Raw genomic sequence first — 22,800 nt, forward strand, 5'->3', positions numbered from 1 at the left:
AGTATCATGTCCGCAGCTAAGCCAGCTCTTCGTAAGCACTCACCGGCTCGCAGGTGCAGATGAGATTGCGATCTCCGTAAGTGTTATTGACCCGCCCGATGCTGGGCCAGAATTTATTTTCCTTCACATAAGGCAGGGGGAAGGCCGCCTGGGTACGGCTGTATGCATGATCCCATTCGTCCGCACAGATGACATGTTGCGTGTGCGGGGCATGCTTCAATGCATTGTCCACCTTGTCCGATGTGCCTTCTTCAATCCGGAGGATCTCTTCGTGAATACCGATCAGCGCGTCGCAGAAACGGTCCAGTTCCGCCTTGTCCTCGCTCTCCGTCGGTTCGATCATAATGGTGCCGGGTACGGGGAAGCTGAGGGTAGGGGCATGGAAGCCGTAATCCATCAGGCGTTTGGCGACATCTTCCGCTTCTATCCCCGCAGTGGCCTTGAAAGGACGCAGATCCACGATGAACTCATGGGCGCAGGTGCCATTGCTGCCACTGTACAGGATCTTGTAATGTTTCTCCAGCCGTGCCTTCATGTAGTTGGCGTTGAGGATGGCATATTTCGTGCTTCGGGTAAGGCCTTCTGCTCCTAACAATCTTATATACGCATAGCTGATAAGCAGGATGCTGGCTGAGCCGTAGGGGGCTGCGGATACTGCGTGGACCTTCGTTTCATGTTCACCATGCCCGTTGGCCGAAGCATGGGCGGCAGCAGCGGCTTCTTCCAGGGCCACATGTCCTGGCAGATAAGGTTTCAGCTTCTCATTGACACAAATGGGGCCCATGCCGGGGCCACCACCGCCGTGGGGAATGGCGAAAGTCTTATGCAGGTTAAGGTGACAGACGTCGGCTCCTATGACACCGGGGCTGGTGAGTCCCACCTGGGCGTTCATATTGGCACCGTCCATATACACGAGCCCCCCATTGTCATGGATAGCCTTACAAATGTCTTTGATGCTTTCCTCGAATACTCCGTGCGTGGAGGGGTAAGTCACCATCAGGCCGGCGAGGCTTTCCTTGTACTGCGCCGCCTTGGCCTTGAGATCAGGCACGTCAATATGCCCGTCCTCATCGCTTTTTACCACCACTACTTTCATGCCCGCCATGACGGCGCTGGCGGGATTGGTGCCATGGGCGGAGATAGGAATGAGCATTACGTCCCGGTGACCTTCTTTATGAGCGGCGTGATAAGCCCGGATGGTAAGCAGTCCGGCATATTCTCCCTGGGCTCCGCTGTTCGGTTGCAGGGACGTAGCGGCAAACCCGGTGATCTCGCTCAGCGCCTTTTCCAGGTCGGTGATCATCTGCCGGTAACCTTTCCATTGATCCGCGGGTGCGAAGGGGTGCAGTCCGCCAAACTCCGGCCAGCTCACCGGGATGAGTTCCGTGGCGGCATTCAGCTTCATCGTACAGGATCCCAGCGAGATCATGGACGTATTCAGCGACAGGTCCTTGTTCTCCAGGCTCTTCAAATAGCGCATCATTTCCGACTCGCTGTGATGCGTATTGAAGACGGGATGCGTGAGGAAGGAAGAAACGCGGGTAAGGGCTGAAGGGATATTATCCAATGTATCGTCTTCCACATCGAAAGTGGCGATGGTCAGGTCACTGCCTGCCGCCGCCTGGAATACGCCGAGGATATCGAGCACATCCTGCTGTGTAGTCGTTTCGTTCAGCGTAATGCCGATGTTGTCGCCATAATAGCGGAAATTGATCCCCCTTGCTTCGGCCAGGCTGCGGATCGCGGCAGGGTTGGCCGACCTGATCCGCACCGTATCAAAATAGGAAGTATTCAGGTTCTGATATCCCAGCGCTGTCAGCTCGTGGGAAAGGGTTCGCGCCAGCAGGCTTACCCGCTTGGCGATGTCAGTGAGGCCCGCCGGACCGTGATATACGGCATACATGGCTGACATATTGGCCAGCAAAGCCTGGGCCGTACAGATATTGGACGTGGCTTTTTCCCGCTTGATATGCTGCTCGCGGGTCTGCAGGGCCATTCGCAGCGCGCGATTGCCCTGCGCATCGATGCTTACACCGATGATGCGTCCGGGTATGCTGCGTTTGAAATCCTCCTTGGCGGCAAAGAAGGCCGCATGCGGCCCCCCGAATCCCATGGGCACGCCAAAGCGTTGTGCGCTGCCGACGGCTACGTCGGCGCCCAATTCACCCGGAGGCGTCAATAAGGTCAGGGACAGCAGATCCGTAGCCATTGCCACAAACCCACCCGCAGCGTGCACCTGCTGTATGAATTGCCGGTGATCTTCCACCGATCCGTCACTGGCGGGATATTGTACGATGGCTCCAAAATAGGAGCCGTCGATGGTGGCATTGCGGTAATCGTCTTCTACCAGCTGGATGCCCACCGGCTGCGCCCTGGTTAGCAGGATGTCTTTGGTCTGGGCGAATATATTGGTGTCGACGAAAAATTTGGGAACGGTGATATGGTCATGATCCTTGTTCTTCAGATTGAAGAACATCGTCATGGCTTCCGCCGCCGCAGTGCCTTCATCCAGCAGGGATGCATTGGCCAGGGGCAACGCCGTCAGGTCGACCACCAGGGTCTGGAAATTCAACAGGCTTTCCAGGCGGCCCTGGGCAATCTCCGCCTGGTACGGCGTATACTGGGTGTACCAGCCCGGGTTTTCGAACACATTCCGTAAAATGACGCTGGGTACGATGACGTCGTAATAGCCCTGACCAATATAGGACCTGAATACCTTATTGCGGGCCGCCAGCTCTTTCAGCTCGGTCAGGTACTGATGTTCGCTTATGGGGCCAGCCAGCGCAAGGCCTTCTTTACTGCGGATAGAAGCGGGGATGGTCCTGTCGATCAGTTCGTCTAAAGACCCTACGCCAATGGTTTTCAACATCTGCGCCGTTTCCTCATCATTAGGACCGATGTGACGACCGATGAATTCTCCAGCCTGTTTTTCGAATAGATTCATCAGAATAGTATTTGTTTTTAATTGCCCGATGGAACCTCGCATAAGCTCGGTTTCATATAAGCAGGGGGTTGACCGTTTAAAAAAGATGTGCAAAGTTACGGCCCGGGAAGGAGAAAACAGCGGGTTTCGATCAGGCCAGCTAATGGCGTGGATAAAAGGTGATTATCGGAGGATGGAAATGAAAAAAGGCCGCTCCGTAAGTTGATACAAATGGAGCTGGCCTCCAAAACGGCGGAGCCGTTTAAAAATCATATATGAAAAGAGGCCGCTCCGTAAGTTGATACAAATGGAGCTGGCCTCTTTTCTGTTTAAAAACCCCTAAACCCTAAAACTTAATGCTAAAACTTATTGCTGTGAGTAAGCATGAACTAATTACCACAACGAAATTAACCCGGAAAGACCGGAAAGGAAGTTAAGATATATTAAAACTAAATTAAAATTGTCTCCTGCTGCGGAGGCTCCTGGCGGGCCTCGCCATACATACGCGACTCTGCTTCACGCATTTGCTCGCTGGTCTGCCGGCTGCCGTCATGGCTCCAGCCGGGAGGCCCGAAGAGGTAATTCCATTTCTCTTTCCAGCCGATGTCCTTACGCGAAAGATCTTTACCAATGTGGTTCCATTCATGGAAAATGATATGAACGGGATCCTTCTTCTCGGGTGTCGTGGTTAGGCCATATTTCGTAGGTTGATACGCTTCTTCGGAAAGCTCTGCCTGGAAAGTCCCGAAGAGCTGATCCCAGATGATGAGGAACATGCCCATGTTCTTATCCAGGTAGCGGGGATTGGAAGCGTGATGTACCCGGTGGTGGGAAGGCGTCACCAGGATATGTTCCAGCCAGCCCATCTTATCAATGAGCTCAGTGTGGACAAATATGCCCCAGATCTGGGTCGCCGAGTACATAAAGACGATGTCCAAAGGCCTGAAGCCCAGGTAAGCCAGGGGAATGAAGTAGACGAAGCGATACAGGGGCTGAAATACCGAACTGCGGAAGCCCACCGTAAAATTCATATGCTCGGAGGAGTGATGTGTTACATGGACCGCCCAGAACAGGCGGATCTCATGGTCCCACCGGTGCAGCCAGTAGTAGAGGAAGTCCTCGGCCAGCAGCAGCAGGAACCAATAGGAAAAGAGATTGGTAATGGATATCCAATGGTGCCTGTAGCATAGATCCAGGATCATTAAATAAGTGGCCCGGAACAACAGATCGATGCCCCCATTGAGCAGCATCAGATAAATATTTGTCAGCGTATCACGCACCGTATACAGCTTCCTATGCCTGTAATTGCTAAGGAATAACTCTAATCCGATGATGATAAGATAGAGTGGCGTGGAGATCAGCAATAATATTTGCTCTTTCAGGTTATGCACGATGGTCAAAAATAAACGAAAAAACGGACCTTTGTATTGTTTTAGTTGTTAATCAAGCACTAATAGGAAGCGATATATGACAGATCTCTTACATAACTGGGAAAAAAAGTCGGCGGCGCGCCAGAAGGATTACAAGCGCTTCCTTGGGAAGGCCGACAAGAAAAAGATACTCCCCCTGCTGCCGGACCTCCATGAAGCAGCGTTCCAAAAGATAGATTGCCTGCAATGCGCCAACTGCTGCAAGCATTATTCACCCCGGTTTAAGACTCCCGATATCAAACGTATCGCCCGGCATCTTAAGATGAAAGAGAGTGTGTTCATCGACACCTATCTGCGCCTGGACGAAGACGGGGACTATGTGGTAAGATCGACGCCCTGTCCATTCCTGGGGCAGGACAATTATTGTAGCATTTATGAGGTACGTCCCTCGGACTGCGAACGATTTCCATACACAGATGAGGACGTATTGATCAAGAGGCCTGCCATCACGCAGAAGAACACCACTTTTTGTCCCATCGTTTATTTTGTTTTGGAGAAGCTGATGGCCGTCATTCCTTAGTATTCCATTTTCCGGAGACTGGGCGCCTTGAACCAGGTGACTGCCACCACGGCAATGGTCATACATCCGCCGAATACCACGGACGGCACTACGCCCAGCAAACGGGCCATCACGCCGCTTTCAAACATTCCCAGCTCGTTGCTGGAATTGATGAACATGGAATTGACCGAAGATACCCTTCCCCGCATGACGTCTGGTGTCTTCACCTGCAGGATGGTCCCCCGGACCACGACGCTGATGCCATCCAGCATCCCGCAGACCAGCAGGGCGATGAAGGACAGCAGGTACCATTGGGAAAGACCGAAGATGATAGTGCTGATGCCAAAGCCTGCAATGGCGTACATAAGGATCAGGCCTTGCCGGCGGCGCAGGGGATACAGGGTCATCGCAAAGATGGTGCAGATCGATCCAATATCGCTGGCGGCATTCAGCCATCCGAAGCCGATGGGCCCGATCCTGAGGATATCCCGGGCATAGACGGGGATCATGGCGACAGCACCCCCGAAAAGAACGGCGAACAGGTCGAGTGCCATCGCGCCCAGCACTTCACGGGTCCTGTAGACAAAGCGCAACCCGTCGAGGATGCTATCCCATGTCTTCTTCTCCGTACTTACCAGCATGACCTTCTTAGGGGCGATGGTGGAAAGCGCGTACAAGGCAACGACGACATACAGGGCGACGGTCAGGAAAGAATAAAGGTACGTGGTATGAGCGATGAGAAAGCCGCCGGTGGCATGCCCTATCACTGAGGCGAACAGGAAAGCGCTGGTATTCATGGTCACGGCGGATGGGAGCTGTTCGCGGGGAACGATCTGGGCGACGATGGCGCTCAGGGCCGGACCCGCAAACGCACGTATGATCCCCGTAGTAAAGATGATAGTATACGTCAGCCATTGGATCCAGTGGACGCCCAGGGTTCGTACCAGTGGACCGACGGAGAGCGCTATCAGGCCCGTCACGCAGACGAGGTAGCAGCTGGTAGTTATCAGCAGCAGACGCCGCTTGTCGCTCTTGTCGATGACATGCCCCGCAGGGAGAGCGCAGATGAAAGCCGGGATAAACTCGGAAAGACCGATGAGACCGATGGCGAATGCATTGTGCGTGATCTCATAAATACGCCAGCCCACGATGGTGGTCACCATGCGCATGGCCATCACATAAAAAAAACGGGCTATGATAAAGTTCCGGTATTCCGGGATACGTAATATTTCCAGTGCTGTCTGTCTGTTTCCTTCCTGGGTCATGGTAATGTAAAATAATGTTGTCCTTCGTCAAGGTCTTTTTCCAATGCATCCAAAATCACCTGCAGGTGTGCGCTGTTCCCAAGAAAATCCGCATTGCTGACGTCTATGAAGATGGTCTTGATATTATGCTGCCGTATATAATTGGTATAGGCTTCCTGGATCCTGAAAAGGTAATCGTCCGCAATACCCTGCTCATAGGACCGGTTCCTTTTTCTGATGTTCTGCTGCAGCCGGCTGACGGGGGCATGCAGATAGATGAGTATGTCCGGTTGCACAAGCTGGGTATTGATGATGTCAAAAAGCTTCTGGTAGAGACGGAATTCCTGCTCCGGCAGATTCACCTTGGCAAAGAGCAGGCATTTGGTGAAGAGATAGTCCGAAATAGTGAGACTTTGGAACAGGTCGCTGGTATGCACGAGCTCTTTCAGCTGCTTGTATCGCTCTGCCATGAAGAACAGCTCCAGTGGAAAAGCATTTTGACCGGGGTTCTCATAGAATTTCGGGAGAAAAGGGTTGTCGGCAAATTGCTCCAAAACGAGCCTTGCATTAAAATGTTTAGAAAGTATATGCGCCAGGGTTGTCTTTCCGGAACCGATATTTCCTTCGATCGTGATAAAATGATAGTTCATCCGCTTATGATTAGTTTTTTTACTTCCAGCTTATCCGGGCATAGGGCCAGCAGCTCGCGTATGGTCTTTTGCAGGATCGGATGCACATAGTCAGGGGCGATCTCATTCAAAGGCTCCAGGGCAAAGCGGCGGTTAGCCACTTCGGGATGGGGAATGACCAGCCATGGCAGACGGATGACCTCCTCATTAAAGAAAAGTATATCGATGTCGATGGTCCTCGGGCCATATCTTTCCGTCCGTATGCGCCCCATCTGCTCCTCTAAGGTCAGCAGACGCTGCAGCAGGGCAGGGGCGTCCAAAGATGTTTCAACGATCAACGCCTGGTTGAGAAAAGCAGCCTGATCCGTCTTCCCCCAGGCCGCCGTTTCGTATACGGACGATTGCCGGAAGATCCTGGTGCCTCCGGACCCTATTTGCCGGGTTGTTTGCTGCAAATAAGCTGATCGGTCACCTTCGTTGCCACCTATCAATAAATAGGCTATGTTCATAGATTCCGTAATTTCGGGAGCTCAAATATCTTATAATTTTAGATTTAGCTTTAAAAATATAAATCCTTTTCATGCGAGGCTTTTTTAAATCGTTCTTTGCCGCCCTGCTGGCGCTGGCCGTTTTTGCGGTGATCGTGGTGTTTGTCCTCGCAGGTGTCGTCGGTGGGCTTTTGTCCCCGAAGAAGCCGGATGTAGAGGCCAGATCCATCCTCGTCATAGACCTTGCCCAATCTGTCCGCGAGCAGATGCAGGACAATCCCCTGTCCGGATTTGGCTCGGAAGACCAGTATGACGTTCCCGGATTATATGACATGGTGCGGCTGGTCCGCCATGCCAAAGGGGACTCGGCCATCAAAGGCATCTTTCTGAAATGCAGCGATGACCCCAACGGGTTCGCCACCAATGAGGAGATCCGCAACGCCCTTCTGGATTTTAAAAAGAGCGGTAAGTTCGTCTATGCATATGGGGAATCTTTCCCGCAAAAGGCTTACTATGTGGCCAATGTCGCCGACAAGATCTACTGTAACCCTAAAGGCAGCATCGACTGGAGAGGCTTTTCCGTGGAAATGACCTTTTTGAAGGGCGCCCTCCAGAAGCTGGATATACAACCACAGATCTTTTATGCGGGTAAATTCAAAAGCGCTACGGAACCGCTGCGGGAAGACAGGATGACAGATGCCAATCGTCTCCAGCTGACAGAGCTGCTGAATGATTTTTACGATCGTCTGCTGTATACGACTGCAAAGCAGCGCAACCTGGATACGACTCAATTACGCAAATGTGTAAACGAACATCTTATCCAGCATCCCCGGGATGCCGTAAACTTCAAGTTGATAGACGGACTTCGTTATGATGATGAATTGAAGGATGAGCTCCGGCAAAAACTGCACATCGACAAGCATGAGTTCATCAATTTTATTCCCCTGGGCAAATATGCAAAGGCGGTGGACTATAAGGCCGAAGGCAAGGACAAGATCACCCTTATCTATGCGGAAGGAGATATCGTGGATGGTAAGGGGGACAAGAATGAGATCGGGTCCGACACTTACCGCTGGCTGGTGCGCAAGGCCCGTTTCGACAAAGATGTAAAGGCCATTGTGATCCGGGTCAACTCCGGTGGGGGCAGCTCGCTGGCCAGTGAGAATATCTGGAGAGAGATCAGCCTGGCCAGGAAGGAAAAACCCGTGGTCGTCAGCTTTGGGGATGTGGCGGCTTCCGGAGCGTATTATTTCTCCTGCAATGCCGACAGCGTATTTGCCATGCCGGGCACCATCACGGGATCCATTGGCGTGTTCATCGTAGTGCCTAACCTGCAGAGCTTCTTCCGCGATAAGCTGGGTGTCACTTTCGATGGGGTAAAGACGGCCCCCGAAGCCGATCCGCTCAGTGTCACCCGCCCCCTGACCCCTTCCCAGCGAAAATACCTGCAGGACGGCGTCGACACGACCTACCTGGACTTCAAGACACGTGTGGCGGAGGGCCGTAAGAAAACGATAGAATTTGTTGACAGCATTGGCCAGGGGCGTGTATGGAGCGGTGTCAGGGGCATGGATATAGGGCTGGTCGACCGGATGGGCACCCTGCAGGATGCCATCGATTGTGCGGCCCGTATGGCAAAGACCAGTGACTACCGGCTGAAAGAATATCCCGAGCCTAAAAGTTTTCTGGACCAGCTGCTGGGCGGCTATAAGAAGTCGATGAGCGCGAAGGCGCTGCAGGAGCAGCTGGGAGAAGAGGGCTACAAGACCTGGCATACCATCAAAAAATTAAAGGCATCGGTTGGGATCGGCCAGGCTAAATTGCCTTTCGACCTCAGCATTGAATAGCGGATCACATAATATTTATTCCGACCTTCGTCGTATGGCAGAAAAATACAACCAGCTGAGGGCAATGCTGGCTATCACCAAAGGAAGCCTGAAAGCTATTTTCAGAAATCCGGCTTCCGTGGCCTTCAGTTTTGGTTTTCCCCTGGTGTTTATTCTTGTTTTTGGCTTTATCAGCGGAGGAGGTCCTACGGTGTATATTGCCTTGACCAATAGGGCTGACACTTCCAATGGCGTCATTCACGGCATGCTTTCTTACCAGACGATAAGGCTGTCGAAGGATACTGATGCCATTTCCATCCGCCGGAACCTTGAAAAGGGAAGGATAGGGGCTGTTCTCTCTGTGGATTCTTCCAGGTCAGCCATGGGCTTCATGCAATATCACTTTCGTGTGCAGACGTCTTCGGCTGCCGGGGACAAGTACCCGATCGTCAGGATGTCTCTGGCGCAGGCCATCCGGTATGCGGAGGACGAGAAGATACCCGCGCAATATAAGTTCATGAGCGTGGACGAGCTTCCCATGATCACAGGCAGGAAATATGCCATGATCGACTTTATACTCCCGGGCATGCTGGGCTTTTCCCTGCTGAGCGCGGCCGTATTCGGCGTGGCCTTTCTTTTTTTCAGTCTCCGTCAGCAACTGGTGCTAAAGCGTTTCTATGCCACCCCCATCAGCAAAAAATACATTATCCTGGGAGAAGGCCTTGCCAGGGTGCTGTTCCAGCTGATCACGGCTGTCGTCATCATCGTCATTGGCAAGATCGCTTTTCATTTTACCCTGGTACATGGCTGGATCACTTTCCTGGACATGCTGCTCCTTAGCTTGTTCGGGCTCATTGTTTTCATGGGCTTCGGTTTTATTATCAGCAGCGTAGCGAAAAGCGAAAGCACTATCCCCCCTTTTGCGAATATGTTCACCCTGCCTCAGTTCCTGCTCGGGGGTACTTTTTTTTCGACAGAAGCTTTCCCCGGCTGGCTGCAGAAAATATGCGAAATATTACCCCTCAAACAGTTGAACGATGCCATGCGCAACGTGGCTTTCGAGGGGGCGCACCTCACCGATTGCGGCAAACAGCTGGGTATACTTGCTCTGTGGGGCATTGCCGTCTACGCCGTCGCCATTAAAGTTTTCAAATGGGAATAATATGCGCATCATAAAATTACTGCTTATCAGCGCCATCGTCCTCTTTGGGGTCATGACCGCCCTCTCTCTCTTATTCCCTTCCAGGTTACGATTGTCCCGTGCCGTCAACATAGCGGTTCCCCGGGAAAAGGTCTATGCCGCCATTGGCGACCTGCGCCAGTGGGAAGAATGGAATGCGTTCATCCGCGCCACCCCGCTGACGGGAAAAACCTATTCTTCCCCGGCCACCGGCAAAGGAGCCTATTTGCATGCAGACCAGCTGGTGCTGACACTCGTGACTTCGGCGCCCGATTCCGTTGCGCTGGACTGGCGGCTGTCAACCGGGAAGCATTTCGAGGGAGGATACAATATCCTGCAGAGCGGCAGCGACAGTATCACCATTCAGTCCTGGTTCGACTTCCATTTCCGCTGGTATCCCTGGGAAAAATTAGGGATACTCGTATATGACAAACAATTTGGGCCGCTGATGGAAGAATCTTTGGCGGGATTGAAACAATATCTGGAAAAGACCCCATAACTTTATGTGCGGTAGATAATTCTTGTGGCAATGTGATATGTTTGTATACCACCATTTTTAACCAATCAAATGTTGCAAGTATGAAAAAAGCTTTTTTATTGTCAACGATCCTGTTCCTGGGACTGGCTGCCTTTAGCCAGGAAGCAAAGAAACGCGCCAGCCCGCATGACACGCTCAAGGCCAAGGACCTCTCCGTTACCTACGGTCGTCCCTATAAGAAGGGCCGGGAGATCTTTGGAAAGCTGGAACCCTATGGTAAAGTTTACCGTTGCGGCGCAGACGAAGCCACTCAGATCACTTTTAATAAGGATGTGACCTTCGGCGGTAAGCCTGTTAAGGCCGGTACTTACACCCTCTTTGTCATTCCCGAGGAAAAGCAATGGACCATTATCCTCAACTCGAAGTTAGGGCAATGGGGCGCCTATGACTATGATAAAAATAAGGACAAGGATGTACTGCAGACGGTAGTACCAGTGACGATGTTGTCTGCCCCCGTAGAGCAGCTGACAATTGCACGACCGGCGGCTGGTCTTTCCATCAGCTGGGACAAGACGCAGGTGGTCATCCCCATAAAGAGTTAATAAGAAGACGAAGCCCGGCCTATGGCCGGGCTTTCTTTATGTATTTTTCGAGAAAATCATAGATCTTATCCAACTCTTCCTTCGTTGTACAATAGGGGGGCAGAATATAGACGGTGTTCCCCAGCGGCCGCAGATAAATACCCTCCTCCATCGCCTTTTGGGTCAGATCCAACCCTGCCGGGTTGATATAGCCATCCTCTCCCTGGCTGAGTTCGAACGCAACAACGGTTCCAAGTGTGCGTACATCCCGGACGACGTCATAAGCCTTTATCTTTTCTGCAAATGCAGCATGCTGCGTGTTGATGCCCCGGATACGCTCCGCACATGCTGTTTCCAGCAGTAGATCCAGGCTCGCCAGGGCAGCCGCGCAGGCCAGCGGGTTTGCCGTGAACGAATGTCCATGAAATAGCGACTTTCGCCTGTCATCACTGAGAAAAGCTTCGAAGACCCTTTCCGTGGCGGCCGTAGCGCCCAGGGCCATCGTGCCTCCCGTCAATCCCTTACTAAGACAAATGATATCGGCAGTATTGCGGAGATAGTTCCCCGCAAATAATTCTCCCGTTCGGCCGAATCCCGTCAGCACCTCGTCGGCGATAAGTAATAAATCCATTTCCTTCGCCACGCCCATTAATTCATCTAAAAGCGCCGCATCATACATGTGCATGCCGCCCGCCCCCTGCAGCAGCGGTTCGTAGATAAAACAAGCCATTTCGCAGCCATGACGGCGGAGTAGCTCTTTCAGCTGCCCGATATTTTCCCGGTCCGGGGCATCGATAAAAACAGGTTCGAACAGGTAATCCTGGAAGGCAGCGGTGAACAGGCTGCGCCCGCTGACGCTCATGGACCCGAAAGTATCGCCATGGTACGAGTTGCGCAACGCCAGTATTTTTTTCCTGTCGTCCCCTTTGTTCTTCCAATACTGAATGGCCATTTTAAGGGCGACTTCCACAGCTGTCGACCCATTGTCGGAATAGAATATCCTGGAAAGGTCTCCCGGCAGCAGGGGGAGCAGCCGCTCTGCCAGCGACACGGCCGGTTCGTGCGTAAAGCCGGTGAAGATCACTTGTTCCAGCACCAGGGCCTGCTGATAGATCTTTTGTGCGATATGGGGATGGGCATGCCCATGAAGGGTCACCCACCAACTGCTGATGGCATCGATATAGGGGTTGCCTTTTTCATCCCATAACAGAGTACCTTTGCCCCGAACCACCGGGATGGGAGGCAATTTATTCTTATGTTGCGTATAAGGATGCCAGATCACCTCGTGATCCCGGTCGGTTAGCGATTTCGTTTGCATGAGGGGCAAATTTAAAGTAGTTCAGAGAAATAGCGCACAATTGCCATGCAACGGTAAATGCTGTTCAATTGTCAATGTTGTTAACAAATAAGGAATGGATTATCACCAGTTGGTAAAAGACTGTTTGAGAGGGAATACAGCTGCTCAAAGGCAGTTGTATGAGCATTTCGCGGGAAATATGCTGGGGGTATGCTATCGATATACCAAATCCATGGTCGATGCGGAAGATGTTCTGCAGGAGGGGTTTATCATGGTCTTTAAAAATCTCCACCAGTTTAGCTTTTCGGGTGAGCTGGGGGGATGGGTTCGAAGGATCATGGTCAACACCGCGATCAATTACCTGAAAAAGCACAGCCGTTATCAGACGGAGCTGCTGTTTACGGAAGGGGTGCTCCATCCCGTCTCTGACGATGATCCGGAAGTATTGCTGAGCACCAAGGAGCTGGCAGACCTGATCCGCCAGCTGCCGCCTGGATATCAGACGATATTCAACCTGCACGCAGTCGAAGGGTACAGTCATGTGGAGATCGGAAAGATTTTAGGCATCAATGAAGGGACTTCCCGTTCCCAGTATGCACGGGCCAGGTCCCTGCTGATCAGTTGGATAAAAAAACTATCGGCCGTAACAAAAAATGAGACGTATGCACGACCCTAAATTTGAGAAAGAAGTACAGCAAAAGCTGGAAGAGCTGTCGTTCAGCCCTTCGGATGCTGTCTGGACAAGGGTGGAGCAGGCCGTCAACGGTAAAAAAAGACGCAGAGTACCCGTTTTCTGGCTGTTCCTGCTGCCAGCGCTCGTGATGACGGGCGCCGGAGTGATCTATTTTTCAGGGACCAGGAAGGTTCCGGCTACCGCCATGGCCCAACGGCCCGCCATCGTCCCGGCATCCCCTGTAACATCGCCGGCAGCGACGCCACCTGCTTCGCCGTCCACGGCATCCAGCCTGCCAGCTGCTGCGCCTACCTCGTCAGCTCCGGCCAATCCGGTCTATCCATCCTCTACGGCAACCAGTGCCCATACGAACCCGACTTATACAAAGCCAACCGATACATACAGGCCTTCTTCCGGCATGTCCGTTGTACGGCAGTCTCATGCCAGGCGTGCGGCGCCAGCTGCCATCTCCGGGGTAGCAGCTGCTGACGAAACCTCCGGCGAAGGCGTTCTTTCAGGTCATTCGGCCGAAGCAGCTGTTTCATCCGTAAAATCCGTTGCTTCCACTGCCACCGCGAAAGCTGTCACCGCCCGCGTTACCCTTCCCGGGCGAAATGATTTCGGGCGCCATTATGCTGCTCCTACGGCGGCACGCCTGCCCACCACCAGCCAGGCTTTTCCTGCAAAGGCGCCTATCCGGCTTAAACCGAAATATTCATGGGAATCAGGCTTTGCAGGAGGAATAGGATTATCCTCGCAGAACAAGACCTTATTCCAGCAGCCCACGATCATGTCCGACCTGAGCCCCAATGCGGCGCCCATCACGGGACGGCCCAAGACCTATACCTCACAGGTGCAGCCCGATCTGTCCTACTGGGCCGGCATTGTCGTGCAAAGACCGCTTAGCAAGGTGCTGACCCTGTCATTGGGTTTGGACCTGCACTATTACTCCACGAAGGTCCAGATAGGAGAAAAAGTAGATAATTCCCTCAGCGCCAGTTCGTCCCCATCCCTGCTAACAGGGCAAAGCCAATATGTGCAGACAGCAGCAGCCTATCCCTATTATTATTCCGTAGGCAATAAGGATGTTTTTGTCAACCGCTATTACTTCCTGGAGCTGCCAGGATCGGTCGTCTGGCAGGTGAACCATAGCCGCAATCTGCCCCTGTTCTGGGAGGGAGGCTTCTCTCTTGCCTACCTGGTCAGCTCGAATGCGCTTTATTTCAACTCGAAATCAGGGGTATTTTATAAAGACGGGAATGCGACCAAGAAAACGCAGATCAACCTGACCACCGCATTGCTGGTAGGTCTTCCCATCAGGGGGTTACGGCTTCAGGCAGGACCCCAGGTGCAGTATGGCCTCACCAGTCTGCAAAGCCAGGGCTCCGGCATGCAACATCTTTTTTATGGCGGCCTGCGGCTGGTACTGCTTCCGGGGAAAGCTAAGAACTAGCGGGAGGAGGACCAGGAGTGATGAAGTGAAGATTCCGGCGGATGCCGGCATAGCGGGCACGTTTCAGCGGCGAGTGGCGGAAGATCTCCTTAAAACTTTCCTCTGTCAGCTCTTCCCACTCGGCTGTCCTGAAATGAAGAATGGCGGGGATAGGAGAGAAGGCCATTTCGGTAGCAGGCTTGGAAAAACGGTTCCAGGGGCATACATCCTGGCAGGTGTCACAGCCGAACAGCCAGTCCTGGAATTTTCCTTTCATGGCATCGGGTATCAACAGGTCTTTCAGCTCGATGGTAAAATAAGAGATGCATTGGCTGCCATTTACAACTTTATCGTCAGATATGGCATCCGTTGGACACGCGTCTATACATTTCCTGCAGCTGCCGCAATAATCTCCGGCAAAAGGGACATCATACTCCAGCTCCAGGTCCACGATCAGGGTGGCAATGAAGAAAAAAGACCCCGCCTGCTTGTGCAGAAGGTTCCCGTTCTTTCCTATCCAACCCAGCCCGCTGCGTACAGCCCAGGTTCGTTCCAGTACAGGAGCGCTGTCCACAAACCCCCGGCCTTCTATCTCTCCAATGCCGTCTCGCATCTGCTTCAATAATAAATTGAGTTTTCTGCGAATAACTTCATGATAGTCATCTCCATATGCGTATTTGGCTATTCGGGGGGCGCCTTCTTCGGCAGCGTCTTTCAAAGCTTCCCTGCCAGGAAAATAGTTCAACAGCAGCGTAATCACCGATTTAGCGCCCGGCACCAGCTTGCAGGGATCTATCCTGAGATCGAAATGATTTTCCATGTAATGCATGGACCCATGCATACCCTGGTGAAGCCAGCTTTCCAGCCGACGGGCATCTTCGTCCAGGCGCCCTGCTTTTGCAATCCCACAATGGTCGAATCCAAGGTCCCTCGTCCATTCCTTGATCCATTTCGTATAATCGTATTTTGTCAAGTGTATTTTTTTTAATCCTTGAGGAGTATGTGGAATACTGCAATTTCACTATTTTGCCGTCGCTAATTGACCCCCATGATGCTCCTAAGGCCGACCGTGCTGCTAGCTATAGTCTTATTCCTATGCCTGCCACAAAGGTATTGTGCCGCCCAGGACAAATCAAAAATTCAATTCGTAAAGACGGGACCGGATGATTTCAGGTCTTTTTCCGGCACCGGTGTCGACAGCAGCACCGATGCCATCATTCTTTCCGATCAGGGGGCTGTCCACTTCGTGGGCAATCAAAAAGGATGGTTTTCCTATGTATACCAGCGGCATACCCGCATCAGGATCCTGCATAAGAAAGCCTTTAGGCTGGCCACCGTGGAGATCGGCCTTCATTCCCGGGACAATGACGCAGAAGTGGCCGATAATATCGCTGCTTCCATCTACAATTTGGAAAATGGGGCCGTAGTGGAGACACGGCTGGATAAAAAGGACATCTTCGAGGACAAGAAAAGTAAGTACTATACGGAGAAAAAGTTCACGCTCCCGGCAGTACGGGAAGGCTCGATCATTGAGTATACTTATACGATCACTTCAGATTTTTATTTCAATCTTCCTCCCTGGGAGTTTCAATCCATCGAATATCCCTGCCTGTTTAGTGAATACAACGTGGAGATACCGCAGACCCTCTTTTATGTAGTGGTCAGGCAAGGGATCCATCCCTATGCGATAGATAAGGGTAGTGAAGGGCATGGATCGTACCGGGTCGTCCAAAAAGAAAGTACCGGTCTGACAAATATGGATCGTGACCTGTTTGTCAATGCCAATACGGTGAAGCATCGCTGGGTGATGAAAGACGTTCCACCCCTTCGGATAGAGAACTATATTTCTACTCCGCACAATTACCTGGACCGGATAGAGCTGCAGCTATCAAAGACCTACAATGGTCAGGATACCCATGACGTGATGAATACATGGCGTTCTGCAACGGAAGAGTTGTTGAAACGGGAGGATTTCGGGCGTCCTTTGTACGAAGACACCGAGTGGCTGGATGAGCTGCTGGATAAGATCACGTCCGGGGTAAACGACCCTCTCCAACAGGCAAAGGCTATCTATTATTATCTACAGGAACACCTCACGTGTACGAGTCACTATGATAAATATATACGGACTACGCTCCGCGACGTCCTGAAGAAGAACAGCGGCACCGTGGGGGATCTCAATCTGCTGCTGGTGGCTATGCTGCATCAGAAAGGCTTTATGGCCGACCCCGTCCTGCTCAGCACCCGGGAATATGGGTTCAATCTTTCCAAATACCCTATTCTGGACAGGTTGAATTATGTCATAGCCAGGTTGTCTTTGAACGGGTCTGTGTATTACCTGGATATTGCACATCCCCGCCTGGGGTTTGGCCAGCTGGCAGGCAACTGCTACAATGGACATGCCCGGATCATCAGCAATAAGGACTCCGCATCGGTGTATTTCGAAGCTGATTCCCTCATGGAGAAAAGAACGACCATGGTCTTCATTTCCAACGGAGAAAAAGGAATGGAAGGGTCTTATCAATCAATAATGGACCCTCAGGCTTCCTATGACGTTCGTGAGCGGATAAGTGAAATAGGGGAGAAGGAATATTTTTCAAGGATCCAGACCGCTTATGGAGAAGATGCGGTTATCCGGAATACGCACCTCGATTCGCTGGATAAGAAGGAACTGCCCATCACAGTCAGGTACGACTTTGATCTGAAGCAGGCTCCCGGCGTACCGATGATCTATTTTAATCCTTTTTTCGGGGATGGCCTGCGGGAGAATCCATTCCGGGCGGCTGACAGGAAATATCCCGTGGAAATGAACCATGCCACTGACGATCTCTACCTTTTCAACCTGGACATTCCGGCCGGGTATGCGGTGGAAGAATTGCCTAAGTCAGCTAAGGTAGCTTTCAACGGGGATCAAGGATCCTTTGAATACCTGATCGCCAAACAGGAAAATACGATCCAGCTGAGATGCCGGCTGAAATTAAACCGGGCCAGTTTTTCCCCGGATGATTATGAAAGCCTGCGGGACTTTTACGCCTTTATCGTTAAGAAAGAGAGTGAACAGATCGTGCTGAAGAAACAATAGAACCCATTTAACCCATTTAACCATAACCTCCTAAATTCGACCTCCCATGCGCGCGCGGAAAAAGCTCCTTATCGCCCTATGCTGTTTTTGGGCAACCTGCAGCGCCACTCAGGCCCAGGACAAAGTACGTTTTGGAAAAGTTTCTCCCGAGGACTTCAATGTGAAAGCCCCCTCTTTTGATACGGCCGCGGATGCCGTGGTGATCGCCGACATAGGCAGCTCTGAATTTGTCGGGAATAACAAAGGCTGGTTTACGCTGGACTTCAAACATTCCAAACGCATAAAGATCCTCAACAAAAAGGGGTTTGACGCGGCCACGGAAGAAATAGTCCTTTACACCGATGGCGAAAAAGTGGATGGACTGAAAGCGGTGACCTACAACCTGGAGAACGGAACGGTAGTGGAGACCCGCCTGGATGACAAGTCCGTCTTTACGGACAAGCTGAATAAATACCTGTCGGTAAAGAAGTTCACCTTCCCCGCCCTGAAGGAAGGCTCCATCATCGAATTTACCTATACCCAGCATTCCGAATACCTGAGGAATCTGCAGCCGTGGACATTTCAAAGTGAATATCCCTGCCTGTACAGCGAATATGAGGTCAATATGCCCAACTTCTTTCAATATGTCACGCTGACGCAGGGCTATCTTCAAATGAATGTAAAGCCCACTATCTCCCGGCGGACCCATTTCAGGGTGGTCGTTCCCGGAGGTGCGGACAGGGATGAAACTGTCCCGGTTGAGGACGAAGTGGTGGACCATGTATGGTCGATGAAAAATATTCCCTCCCTGAAAGAAGAGCGGTTTACCACCACCATCAGGAACTATACTTCAAAAATCGAATTTCAGCTGGCCCGCTATGCTTTCCCGAATGCCGTGCCGGAGGATAAGATGGGCAACTGGCTGACGGTCAGCACGGGCCTTATGAAGTCGGAATCTTTCGGTTCGGAACTCCACAGCAACAATGGCTGGATGGACGAAGAGATGAAGGCGGCCGTCAACGGCGCCGCGCAACCCCTCGACAAAGCAAAGAACATTTTCACCTATGTGCGGGATCATTACACCTGCACGGACCACAGCAGCTTTTCTTGCGCCAATCCGCTGAAAACGGTGTTTAAGAATAAGAATGGCAGCGTGGCGGAGATCAATCTGCTGCTGATCGCTATGCTGAATCATGCCCGCCTGCAGGCCGACCCGGTGATCCTGAGCACCCGCAGCCATGGGTTTACCCATGAGCTGTACCCCTTGCTGAGCCGGTTCAATTATGTAGTCGGCCGTCTCGTCATCGACTCCACCGAATGGTTTATGGACGCCAGCGAACCGTGGATCGGATTTGGCCATCTGCCTGAGCGTTGTTACAACGGTCATGCGCGGATCATAAAGGACGGGCTCCCGGAACCCATCTATCTTGATGCGGATGCGATGATGGAAAGGAAAGTCACTACTGTGTTCATAACCAACGAAGGGAAAGGCGTGCTCAGTGGCAGAGTGCAGACCGTGCCCGGATATTTTGAGTCCTGCGGCATCAGGGAAAAGATACGCGACAAAAACGAAAAGGAATATTTCAAGACGATCCAGGCTGCTTATCCGGCAGAGACGGAGATCTCCAATTCTTCTGTTGACTCGCTGAAGCTGATGGACGAGCCTGTAGGCATCAATTATGACATAAAATGGAAGAATGATCCCTCTGAAGACATAATCTATTTCAACCCGATGCTGGCAGAGGGATACAAGGAAAATCCCTTCAAAGCAGCCGAACGCAGATATCCGGTGGAAATGCCTTATGGATTTGACGAAACATTTATTCTCAATATGGAAATACCCGAAGGGTATATCGTAGACGAGCTGCCTAAATCCACCAAGGTTACCTTCAACGAGAACGAAGGTGCATTCGAATACCTGATCGTAAAAAATGACGATGGCATCCAGTTCCGCAGCCGTATCCAGCTTAAGAAAGCTAATTATAAGCCGGAAGATTATGCTACCCTGCGTGATTTCTTCGCCTTTGTCGTAAAAAAACAGAGTGAACAGATCGTATTCAAAAAGAAAAAATGACAAAAATGCGCGAGATCCTGAACGCTTTTTTTATAATGTTGATCCCCTGCTGCCTGCATGCGCAGACCTATAATGCCTTGCTGATCCCCGACAGCCTGAAAAAAGATGCCAGGGCCGTGGTGAGGGAGGACGAATATATCCTGGAGATCCGGTCGGCTTCCAAGGCCATTGCCCGGGAACATCATGTCTACACCATCCTGAATGAAAACGGCGATAACCTGGGAGGTTTTACCTCCTGGTATGATAAATTCCAATCCATTAATTCTGTTTCGATGACTTTGTATGATGGGATGGGAAAAGAGCTGAAACATGTGAAGAAGAAAGATATGGAGGACCGAAGCTATGTCACCGAAGGGACCCTGATGAATGACGCGCGTTATAAAGAATATAATTTTTATTATAAGGTCTATCCTTATACAGTGGCTTGTGATGAGGAGGATGAGTTCAACGGCATATTGTATTTCCAATCCTGGCGTCCCTTGTTGAATTCGGGCATCTCCACCCAGCATAGCAAGTATGTGATCATTGCGCCAAAGGAATACGAGGTGAGGTACAAGCCGGTGAACTGTAATTTCCAGCCCGTGATCACTACCGCAGGGGACAGAAAAACATATACCTGGGAAGTAAGCAATCTTCCCGCCCGCAGGACGGAGGTGGCAGGCCCCCGATGGAAGGAGATCGCTCCGCATGTATTGATGGCGCCTTCAGACTTCGAGGCTGAGGGATATAAGGGCAATATGTCCAGTTGGGAGAACTATGGCAAATTCTTCCACCAGCTGTGCGTGGGCAGAGATGCGCTGCCCGATGACATCAAAAGAAAGGTGCATGAACTGACGGACAAGCTGCAGGATCCCCGCCAGAAAGTATATGCCCTTTATGATTTTCTGCAAAAAAATACGCATTACATCAGCATTCAATTGGGTATTGGCGGCTGGCAGCCATTTCCGGCAGACTATGTGGCGACAAAAAGATATGGCGATTGCAAGGCTTTGTCCAACTACATGATCGCCCTGCTGAAAGAGGCAGGCATCTCTGGTAAATATGTGATCATTTATGGCGGCAGGGACGAGCCGGACCTGATAGACGAATTCCCTTCACTGCAGGGCAACCACGTTATATCCTGCGTACCGATGGCCAGGGACACTATCTGGCTGGAATGCACCAGTCAGACTGAATCACCGGGCTATATGGGCAGCTTCACGGGCGACCGAAAGGCCATCCTCATCGATGAAGCAGGAGCGCACATTGTAAGGACCCCTTCCTATTCTTCCGCTGACAATACAAAGTGCCGTGTCGTCAACGCCACCATCAACACCGAAGGTAATTTGGAGGCCGACGTGGCGACCACCTATCGGGGTACGAGGCAGGAGTCACCCCATGGATTGATCTATGGCGCTTCGGATGAAGAGCGGGAGAAGTATCTCAACGGCCTCTTTCACCTGCCCACCTACAAAGTGGATAAAAGCCGGTATGAGGAGGAAAAAGGCGCCATGCCCGTGATCAGGGAATACCTGCATGTGGTCAGTCCCAACTACGCTAATATAACGGGCAAACGGTTGTTCATCACGCCCAACCTTTTTGACAAAAGTACGTACCGCCTGCCCCAGGATTCGGTGCGGCATTATGATTTTGTGGATGACAGGGCTTTCAGGGACATCGACAGTATTACGATCAGCATACCTGCAGGCTATCAGCCCGAAGCTGTCCCTTCCGATACGCACATCGATACAAAGTTTGGGAAATACAGCGCCTCGGTAAAGGTGCTGCCCGACAAGATCCTGTACTATCGTAGCTGTGAAGAGTCGGTAGCGCATTTCCCGCCATCGGATTATCCGGCCATTGTCAGATTTTACGAGCAGCTGTACAAGGCGGACCATACCCGTATCGTCCTGGTGAAAAAAGAGTAGGGATCACTGGCATCCACTCCCTCCAACCGCCTCGTCCACCAGGTTCTTCAGGCTTTGGAAAAGGGGCTTTTTCTCCTCTTCCGGCTTGTCGATAATGAGGATGGCGGCATAATTCCGGCATTTGTCGATGTAGGGGATCGTGCCCATCAGGTTAGGACAGGCCAGCACATTGGCGGCGCCCGATGCGGTGGACTCCGTGATAAAGGCGCCGAAACTATAATGAAATCCCTGCACCTGCTTAGGCGCATTTTTGACGGGTAATTGCGCGAACTGTGACGCCTCCAGTTCCTCCACTGCCTTTTCGCTGAGGATGCGCTTGCCTTCAAATACCCCCTTGTTCAGCAGCATGGAGAGAAAATTAATATAGTCATTGGCCGTAGACCTTGCGCCGCCGGCAGGATTAAGCGCTCCCCCTTCCTCATTGCTGAAGCTGGTACCCCGCATTTTAAGGGGCCGCACGATCCTCTCCTGGATCAGCCTGTCAAAACTTTTTTTAGTGATCACTTCCAGTACCCGGGCAGCGATATTGGGGCCCACGTAGCTGTAGTAGAATTCAGTCCCCGGATTGGACACGATGTCGCGGTGTGAGGCGTAGGAGTTTATTTCTTCCTCTAAACTTGCGAACTTTGTCTTGCCTTCCGCCTTGATACCCGTGGTATTGGTGAGACAATGGCGGATGGTGATATAGCTTTTCGAATATTTGGCGAATAGGGGAATATATTGCGTTACCCGGTCGTCCAGGGACAGCTTCCCTTCATCCACAAACGTCATCACCAGGGCGGCGATAAGCCAGTTGCCGGAATTGCCGATGGGAGCGACCGTCTTGGGGGTGAAATCCATACCGCCCTGTTTCTGGTAAATAATTTTCCCATCCTTCCACACCAGGGCGGTGAAATTGTTCCCCAGGGTCTTTTGGTTCTGCTTAAATAATTGATCTACTGCACTAAAATCGGATTGAGCAATGACGGGCCGACAGAATAGCAGGTAGGCGAGCAGGAATCCGCATTGTAGACAGGTTGTTTTAACTTTATATGACATAGTTGCCGGGTTTAGCTTTTGGATTAGATTTTGTCGCACA

At 51.6% G+C, this 22,800-nt stretch carries 18 protein-coding genes; 10 read left to right on the plus strand and 8 right to left on the minus strand.

All coding sequences use genetic code 11. The annotated features are described in order from the left end of the window. Positions 1-16: 16 nt before the first annotated feature. Together gcvP and Q4E93_RS11805 are read right to left on the minus strand one after the other, a co-directional pair. Positions 17-2,944, minus strand: coding sequence for an aminomethyl-transferring glycine dehydrogenase (gene gcvP / locus Q4E93_RS11800; protein WP_303585377.1), 2,928 nt, complete (start codon positions 2,942-2,944; stop codon positions 17-19). A 428-nt stretch (positions 2,945-3,372) separates the two neighbouring features. Beyond that, complete coding sequence (locus tag Q4E93_RS11805; RefSeq protein WP_303586313.1) at positions 3,373-4,314, minus strand: sterol desaturase family protein; 942 nt, start codon at positions 4,312-4,314, stop codon at positions 3,373-3,375. 76 nt (positions 4,315-4,390) lie between these two features. Between Q4E93_RS11805 and Q4E93_RS11810 the strand changes: the two genes are divergently transcribed. After that, positions 4,391-4,873, plus strand: coding sequence for a YkgJ family cysteine cluster protein (locus Q4E93_RS11810; protein ID WP_303585379.1), 483 nt, complete (start codon positions 4,391-4,393; stop codon positions 4,871-4,873). Here the strand turns inward: Q4E93_RS11810 and Q4E93_RS11815 are convergent. Genes Q4E93_RS11815 through folK form a run of 3 tightly spaced genes read right to left on the minus strand, consistent with a single transcriptional unit; the run spans position 4,870 to position 7,234 of the window. Further along, complete coding sequence (locus Q4E93_RS11815) at positions 4,870-6,117, minus strand: MFS transporter (RefSeq protein WP_303585380.1); 1,248 nt, start codon at positions 6,115-6,117, stop codon at positions 4,870-4,872. The genes Q4E93_RS11810 and Q4E93_RS11815 overlap by 4 nt on opposite strands. Continuing rightward, positions 6,114-6,746: a deoxynucleoside kinase gene (locus tag Q4E93_RS11820; protein ID WP_303585382.1), complete on the minus strand. Its 633-nt coding sequence runs from the start codon at positions 6,744-6,746 to the stop codon at positions 6,114-6,116. The genes Q4E93_RS11815 and Q4E93_RS11820 overlap by 4 nt, the downstream gene beginning before the upstream one ends. Next, a complete protein-coding gene (folK, locus tag Q4E93_RS11825) occupies positions 6,743-7,234 on the minus strand; it encodes a 2-amino-4-hydroxy-6-hydroxymethyldihydropteridine diphosphokinase (RefSeq protein ID WP_303585384.1) in 492 nt (163 codons plus the stop codon). Before folK ends, Q4E93_RS11820 begins: the two co-directional genes overlap by 4 nt. 71 nt (positions 7,235-7,305) lie before the next feature. On the opposite strand from folK, the gene sppA reads away from it, so the two are divergent. From sppA to Q4E93_RS11845, 4 genes are all read left to right on the plus strand, one after another. Beyond that, complete coding sequence (sppA, locus tag Q4E93_RS11830) at positions 7,306-9,060, plus strand: signal peptide peptidase SppA (protein ID WP_303585386.1); 1,755 nt, start codon at positions 7,306-7,308, stop codon at positions 9,058-9,060. A gap of 34 nt (positions 9,061-9,094) precedes the next feature. Further along, positions 9,095-10,201 carry an ABC transporter permease gene (locus tag Q4E93_RS11835; protein WP_303585387.1) on the plus strand — a complete coding sequence of 369 codons (1,107 nt, stop codon included), beginning with the start codon at positions 9,095-9,097 and terminating at the stop codon, positions 10,199-10,201. 1 nt (position 10,202) lies between these two features. Further along, complete coding sequence (locus Q4E93_RS11840; protein WP_303585389.1) at positions 10,203-10,718, plus strand: SRPBCC family protein; 516 nt, start codon at positions 10,203-10,205, stop codon at positions 10,716-10,718. An 80-nt stretch (positions 10,719-10,798) separates the two neighbouring features. Then, positions 10,799-11,299 carry a DUF2911 domain-containing protein gene (locus Q4E93_RS11845; protein ID WP_303585390.1) on the plus strand — a complete coding sequence of 167 codons (501 nt, stop codon included), beginning with the start codon at positions 10,799-10,801 and terminating at the stop codon, positions 11,297-11,299. A 19-nt stretch (positions 11,300-11,318) separates the two neighbouring features. On the opposite strand, the gene bioA is transcribed toward Q4E93_RS11845, so the two are convergent. Beyond that, on the minus strand, positions 11,319-12,596 hold the full coding sequence (gene bioA / locus Q4E93_RS11850) for an adenosylmethionine--8-amino-7-oxononanoate transaminase (protein ID WP_303585391.1): 1,278 nt from the start codon (positions 12,594-12,596) through the stop codon (positions 11,319-11,321). A gap of 94 nt (positions 12,597-12,690) precedes the next feature. Here bioA and Q4E93_RS11855 point away from each other — a divergent pair, with 94 nt between their 5' ends. Together Q4E93_RS11855 and Q4E93_RS11860 are read left to right on the plus strand one after the other, a co-directional pair. Next, the gene (locus Q4E93_RS11855; protein ID WP_303585394.1) at positions 12,691-13,251 is read left to right on the plus strand and encodes an RNA polymerase sigma factor; all 561 of its coding nucleotides are present in this window, start codon (positions 12,691-12,693) and stop codon (positions 13,249-13,251) included. Further along, positions 13,238-14,701 (plus strand): hypothetical protein, encoded by a 1,464-nt coding sequence (locus Q4E93_RS11860; protein ID WP_303585395.1) that lies wholly within the window; start codon positions 13,238-13,240, stop codon positions 14,699-14,701. Before Q4E93_RS11855 ends, Q4E93_RS11860 begins: the two co-directional genes overlap by 14 nt. Here the strand turns inward: Q4E93_RS11860 and queG are convergent. Then, positions 14,691-15,653 (minus strand): tRNA epoxyqueuosine(34) reductase QueG, encoded by a 963-nt coding sequence (gene queG, locus Q4E93_RS11865; RefSeq protein WP_303585397.1) that lies wholly within the window; start codon positions 15,651-15,653, stop codon positions 14,691-14,693. The two genes, Q4E93_RS11860 and queG, sit on opposite strands and share 11 nt — an antisense overlap. A gap of 75 nt (positions 15,654-15,728) precedes the next feature. On the opposite strand from queG, the gene Q4E93_RS11870 reads away from it, so the two are divergent. Genes Q4E93_RS11870 through Q4E93_RS11880 form a run of 3 tightly spaced genes read left to right on the plus strand, consistent with a single transcriptional unit; the run spans position 15,729 to position 21,722 of the window. Then, complete coding sequence (locus Q4E93_RS11870; RefSeq protein WP_303585398.1) at positions 15,729-17,762, plus strand: DUF3858 domain-containing protein; 2,034 nt, start codon at positions 15,729-15,731, stop codon at positions 17,760-17,762. Between the two features lie 46 nt (positions 17,763-17,808). Beyond that, a complete protein-coding gene (locus tag Q4E93_RS11875; RefSeq protein WP_303585400.1) occupies positions 17,809-19,815 on the plus strand; it encodes a DUF3858 domain-containing protein in 2,007 nt (668 codons plus the stop codon). Next, positions 19,812-21,722, plus strand: a complete 1,911-nt coding sequence (locus tag Q4E93_RS11880) for a DUF3857 domain-containing protein (protein WP_303585402.1) — start codon at positions 19,812-19,814, stop codon at positions 21,720-21,722. Before Q4E93_RS11875 ends, Q4E93_RS11880 begins: the two co-directional genes overlap by 4 nt. A 3-nt stretch (positions 21,723-21,725) precedes the next feature. On the opposite strand, the gene Q4E93_RS11885 is transcribed toward Q4E93_RS11880, so the two are convergent. Beyond that, positions 21,726-22,760: a serine hydrolase domain-containing protein gene (locus Q4E93_RS11885; RefSeq protein ID WP_303585403.1), complete on the minus strand. Its 1,035-nt coding sequence runs from the start codon at positions 22,758-22,760 to the stop codon at positions 21,726-21,728. Positions 22,761-22,800 lie beyond the last annotated feature (40 nt).

It is taken from the genome of Flavitalea plasmicola, from assembly GCF_030546645.1.
GTDB lineage: Bacteria > Bacteroidota > Bacteroidia > Chitinophagales > Chitinophagaceae > Puia.

What these genes read in the sequence shown, in the direction of transcription:
- Q4E93_RS11875 (WP_303585400.1), top strand. Translation starts at nt 17,809, where the DNA reads ATGCGCGCGCGGAAAAAGCTCCTTATCGCCCTATGCTGTTTTTGGGCA.
- Q4E93_RS11835 (WP_303585387.1), top strand. Translation starts at nt 9,095, where the DNA reads ATGGCAGAAAAATACAACCAGCTGAGGGCAATGCTGGCTATCACCAAA.
- Q4E93_RS11855 (WP_303585394.1), top strand. Translation starts at nt 12,691, where the DNA reads ATGGATTATCACCAGTTGGTAAAAGACTGTTTGAGAGGGAATACAGCT.
- Q4E93_RS11885 (WP_303585403.1), bottom strand. Translation starts at nt 22,760, where the DNA reads ATGTCATATAAAGTTAAAACAACCTGTCTACAATGCGGATTCCTGCTC.
- Q4E93_RS11820 (WP_303585382.1), bottom strand. Translation starts at nt 6,746, where the DNA reads ATGAACTATCATTTTATCACGATCGAAGGAAATATCGGTTCCGGAAAG.
- bioA (WP_303585391.1), bottom strand. Translation starts at nt 12,596, where the DNA reads ATGCAAACGAAATCGCTAACCGACCGGGATCACGAGGTGATCTGGCAT.
- Q4E93_RS11840 (WP_303585389.1), top strand. Translation starts at nt 10,203, where the DNA reads ATGCGCATCATAAAATTACTGCTTATCAGCGCCATCGTCCTCTTTGGG.
- Q4E93_RS11810 (WP_303585379.1), top strand. Translation starts at nt 4,391, where the DNA reads ATGACAGATCTCTTACATAACTGGGAAAAAAAGTCGGCGGCGCGCCAG.
- sppA (WP_303585386.1), top strand. Translation starts at nt 7,306, where the DNA reads ATGCGAGGCTTTTTTAAATCGTTCTTTGCCGCCCTGCTGGCGCTGGCC.
- folK (WP_303585384.1), bottom strand. Translation starts at nt 7,234, where the DNA reads ATGAACATAGCCTATTTATTGATAGGTGGCAACGAAGGTGACCGATCA.
- Q4E93_RS11815 (WP_303585380.1), bottom strand. Translation starts at nt 6,117, where the DNA reads ATGACCCAGGAAGGAAACAGACAGACAGCACTGGAAATATTACGTATC.
- Q4E93_RS11870 (WP_303585398.1), top strand. Translation starts at nt 15,729, where the DNA reads ATGATGCTCCTAAGGCCGACCGTGCTGCTAGCTATAGTCTTATTCCTA.
- Q4E93_RS11880 (WP_303585402.1), top strand. Translation starts at nt 19,812, where the DNA reads ATGACAAAAATGCGCGAGATCCTGAACGCTTTTTTTATAATGTTGATC.
- Q4E93_RS11860 (WP_303585395.1), top strand. Translation starts at nt 13,238, where the DNA reads ATGCACGACCCTAAATTTGAGAAAGAAGTACAGCAAAAGCTGGAAGAG.
- Q4E93_RS11845 (WP_303585390.1), top strand. Translation starts at nt 10,799, where the DNA reads ATGAAAAAAGCTTTTTTATTGTCAACGATCCTGTTCCTGGGACTGGCT.
- gcvP (WP_303585377.1), bottom strand. Translation starts at nt 2,944, where the DNA reads ATGAATCTATTCGAAAAACAGGCTGGAGAATTCATCGGTCGTCACATC.